The organism is Mycobacterium sp. (assembly GCF_052145595.1).
GTDB lineage: Bacteria > Actinomycetota > Actinomycetes > Mycobacteriales > Mycobacteriaceae > Mycobacterium.
In genome coordinates, this window is sequence record NZ_JBKQOI010000235.1 from 1 (window position 1) to 3296 (window position 3296).

Consider the following 3296-nt stretch of genomic DNA (forward strand, 5'->3'; position numbering starts at 1 on the left):
GCGGTGACGTGGTCACCGCATCCGCCAATGACCATCCGGATCTGTTCTGGGCGCTCCGCGGTGGCGGCGGGGGCAATTTCGGGGTGACGACTTCGATGACCTTCGCGACCTTTGCCACCGGCGATACCGACCTCGTGCGGCTTGACTTCCCGCCGGCGTCGGCGGTGCAGGTGCTCGCCGGCTGGCAGTCCTGGATGACCACGGCCGACCGAAACACCTGGGGGATAATCGATCTCTCGGTCGGTGCGGGCCAGCCGAACTGCCATGTGCTGGCTACGTGTCCCGCGGGTGCTGGTTCGGGCGTCGCCGACGCGATCAAATCCGCAGTAGGGGTGGCGCCCAGCGCAGTTCAGAACAAGACGCTAGGCCATATGGACCTGGTGAATTATCTGGCCGGCGGCAGCCCAACGTCTTCACCGCGCGGCTTCGTCGCCGGATCCGACGTGATCGCGACGTTGAATTCTGCTGCGGCCCTTGCGATCGCGACTGCCATCGGCCAGTGGCCCGCCGCGGCCGGAAGGGCATCGGTGCTCGTCGACCCGCTGGGCGGTGCCGTCGGTGACGTGGGTGCGGGGGACACCGCCTTTCCGTGGCGCAGCCAGTCCGCGCTGTTGCAGTGGTACGTCGAGCCTGCCGGCAACCAAGTGTCCGCCGCCACGCAGTGGCTGAACTCCGCGCATCAGGCGGTACAACCGTTTTCGGTCGGCGGCTACGTCAACTACCTGGAAGCCAACACCTCGGCGGCGCGCTACTTCGGCTCGAACCTGTCACAGCTGACGACTGTCCGGCAAAAATACGACCCGAACCGGGTCATGTTCTCGGGGCTGGACTTCTAACGAAATAACCTATGCCGCTCTCACCAGGGCGTCGATTTTCGGCGTGATTTTCCCCGTCGACATAGACTCTTGCGCGCCAAATGTTACGTGTTGGGGTCGGCGCTTGAATTATCGCGATTCGACTGTGGCGGCGGCGCCGCGATGCCAGACTGTGCCGGGCGGGGGTACGACGTGGAGGTGGTATGCCAGGCTCCCCGGCGACCCAAACCGGCCAACGCACTGGCGGCCATACCGTCATCGCCCTGTGCTATGGCGTCATCTGCCATGCCTGCTTCGGCCTCGGAGTCGGGGCCATGATGGTCGCGATGTTCTTCGGCATGAGCCGGTCATTAGGCATCCTGCGGCCCCCATATAGCTGGATCGCCAACGCGGTGTTGCTCGTCCAGTTTCCCCTCGCGCATTCGGTGCTGCTGACCAGCCAGGGTCGAAGACTATTGGCACGTTTGGCCCCGCGCGGCGCCGGGCCCACCTTGGCGACCACCACTTTCGCCACCATCGCCGCGCTGCAAGTCTTGTTGCTCTTCGCGCTGTGGTCGCCCAGTGGCACGGTCTGGTGGCAGGCACAGGGGGCGGTGCTAGCGGTGCTGGTCGTCCTGTACGCGACGTCCTGGCTGCTGCTCGGCAAGTCAATGATGGACGCTGGACTGGCGCTGCAGACCGGCAGCCTCGGCTGGTTCGCCATGCTACGTGGGCGGCAACCGCTCTACCCGGCGATGCCGCAGACGGGCCTGTTCCGGCTGACCCGCCAGCCGATCTACGTTTCGTTCGCCCTAACGCTTTGGACGGTGCCCACCTGGACTCCGGACCAGCTGGTCATCGCCGTCGTGTTCACGGCGTATTGCGTGGGCGCGCCCCTGTTCAAGGAGGCTCGGTACCGGCGGATCTATGGTCCAGCGTTCGACGACTACGCGCGGGGCGTTCCGTATTGGCTGCCCCGTCTCCGCCTCCTGGCACCACGGCAGCGGTAAATCATCGACCCGGTCGAAATCGCCACAGGTCGATCAATGCTTGCAGCATAAGGTAATTCGTCCGCTCGACCGGATGACGCACCGAGCGAGCGCGCGCCGACGATGTCGACCGCCTCGCAATCAGCTGGCCGCGCGCAAACCGAAATGGACCGTTGCGAACCCGGTGCTCAGCGAGACGTAGCGGGCATCGACGAAGCCCGCGTCCAGCATCGCCTTGCTCAGCTCGTCCCGCGACAACCAGGTGCGGATCGAATCGGAGGTGTAATGATGGGCGTCGCGATGCCAGGCAAAGGCCCAGCCCACAGCCGGCATCACACGGAAGTAGAGCAGGTCATGAAGGGCTTTCAGCACCTTCGAGGTCGGCGTGCTGAAATCGAGCACCATCAGCCGTCCGCCCGGCCGCAGGACGCGCCGGAACTCGCGCAGCGCCTGGCCGCGGTCGGCGACGTTGCGCAGCCCGAAGCCGATTGTGACTACGTCGAATGACGCATCCGGGAACCCCAGGTCCATGGCGTCGCCCTCCTGGAAGTCGATGGCCCCGCGCTGCCGCCGCCGGGCGACCTCAAGCATCGCCGCGCAGGAGTCGACGCCCACGACCTGGCCTTCCGGCCCGACCGCCGCCTCCTCCATGAACGCCAGATCGCCCGTCCCGGTCGCGACGTCCAGCACTCGTTCGCCGGGCCGCGCGGCGCAAAGCTTCATGGCCTGCCGCTTCCACAAGCGATGAAGCCCGATCGTCCACACATCGGTCATCACGTTGTAGCGCTTCGCCAGCGCCGAAAACAGGCCCTTGACGTAACTGCTCTTGGCCTCGTCCGACTCGGTCCATCGCCGTGTGACCATCCTGAGCCTCCGCACAACCACCGGGTACGACAGTCCGGGAATGTATCACGGCAATTCATAGGTTGAGAGCGAGCACCGCGAACAACACGAATCGCACGAACGTGCACGACACCCGTGGCGCTATCATCGTCGGCGCGGGACCGTGGACCACCCGGTCATCGCCGTAGTGTTCGCGGCATACTGCGTGCTCGGTCCGCTGTTAGAGGAGACTCGGTTCCGGCGGATCTATGGTCCAGCGTTCGACAACTACGCCCGGGCCGTTCCGTACTGGCTGCCCTGTCCCGGGCCCGGGCACGAAGGCAGGGGTGATCCGCGGCGGCGCAGGCCAACATCTCGGCTTCGCCCATCCATGCGCTGGGGTAGCCCGAGCGAACGCAAGAATTCCGCAAGTCGTCGGCGCTAACGTACGGCCCGACAGCAAACGAAAGGACCAACGTGAACCGAATATTGCGATCAACGTGTATTCCCACTAGACGGAAGGGCTGTCGAGGTGAAAAATCCCGGTTTATGCGACGACTCATTGGCGGTTTAGCAACCACTCTGTTGGTGTCTGGCGGTTTAGGGTGGGCCGGTTTGGAGCTGGCCGCGGGTACCGCTCAGGCCGGAGCCTTTCACTGGTGCCCAGGCGATCCCCCGCCCAAGGCCGTTA

General features: G+C 65.1%; 3 protein-coding genes. 2 read left to right on the forward strand and 1 reads right to left on the reverse strand.

Annotated features, from left to right (window positions below; all coding sequences use genetic code 11):
* Together ACLP4W_RS20915 and ACLP4W_RS20920 are read left to right on the forward strand one after the other, a co-directional pair.
* Window positions 1–836: BBE domain-containing protein (locus ACLP4W_RS20915; RefSeq protein WP_442389217.1), on the forward strand; the 836-nt coding region annotated here is incomplete at its 5' end.
* A 182-nt stretch (window positions 837–1018) separates the two neighbouring features.
* On the forward strand, window positions 1019–1804 hold the full coding sequence (locus ACLP4W_RS20920; protein ID WP_442389219.1) for a methyltransferase family protein: 786 nt from the start codon (window positions 1019–1021) through the stop codon (window positions 1802–1804).
* Between the two features lie 120 nt (window positions 1805–1924).
* Here the strand turns inward: ACLP4W_RS20920 and ACLP4W_RS20925 are convergent, their stop codons facing one another.
* Window positions 1925–2647 carry a class I SAM-dependent methyltransferase gene (locus ACLP4W_RS20925; RefSeq protein ID WP_442389221.1) on the reverse strand — a complete coding sequence of 241 codons (723 nt, stop codon included), beginning with the start codon at window positions 2645–2647 and terminating at the stop codon, window positions 1925–1927.
* Window positions 2648–3296 lie beyond the last annotated feature (649 nt).

Excerpts from the sequence above, each read along its gene's own strand:
- ACLP4W_RS20920 (WP_442389219.1), top strand. The coding sequence starts at position 1,019 with ATGCCAGGCTCCCCGGCGACCCAAACCGGCCAACGCACTGGCGGCCAT.
- ACLP4W_RS20925 (WP_442389221.1), bottom strand. The coding sequence starts at position 2,647 with ATGGTCACACGGCGATGGACCGAGTCGGACGAGGCCAAGAGCAGTTAC.